A 582-nucleotide genomic window follows, 5' to 3' on the forward strand; every position below is an offset into this window, starting at 1 on the left:
CTCTCTTAACTTCTTTAACAATACTCTCACACTCTATATTAAATAATGGAGCATCATCCATAAAATTCTCTAATTTCTCATTAACATTCTCTATTTTAGTCTCTAAGACTTCTTGTTTCTTATCTAGCATAAATATAGCTTGTAACTCCTTTGATGCACTTAAAAGAGGATTATTTAATTCTTTTCTCATAGAGAAGTATCCATCAACTAACTTCTCATATAATTCCCAAGCTATATCATCTTCCAATATTTTTAATAATTTTGCATAACCTCTTTCAGATAATATATAAATCCCAGATAATAACCCTTTGTTTTTTAACCCTCTATAAGAATTAATTGATTGTTGAGTAAATCCTAATTCTTTTATTTTGGTATCGTTCAAACCGACACCTAACAAATCTAATATATCTTTTCCATCTTTAAATCTTTTTCTATTCTTATTTATAAGCTCATTAATCTGTCTAGATTCTCTATTATGTATCTCAGCTATATCCTTTACTAGCATTGCTTTCTTGCCTTTTCCAAACCCACCCTCAATATCATGAAATTTCATTCCCTCAACTTCTAAAGTTCCAAGTACTG

The 582-nt window shown here is 28.9% G+C and carries 1 protein-coding gene; it reads right to left on the reverse strand.

Going from position 1 to position 582, the window contains the following annotated elements:
- On the reverse strand, positions 1–582 hold a 582-nt coding region (locus tag Q3304_RS20880; protein ID WP_407815495.1), incomplete at both ends, for an ORF6N domain-containing protein.

The organism is Clostridioides sp. GD02377 (genome assembly GCF_045899875.1).
Classification (GTDB): Bacteria; Bacillota; Clostridia; order Peptostreptococcales; family Peptostreptococcaceae; genus Clostridioides; species Clostridioides difficile_A.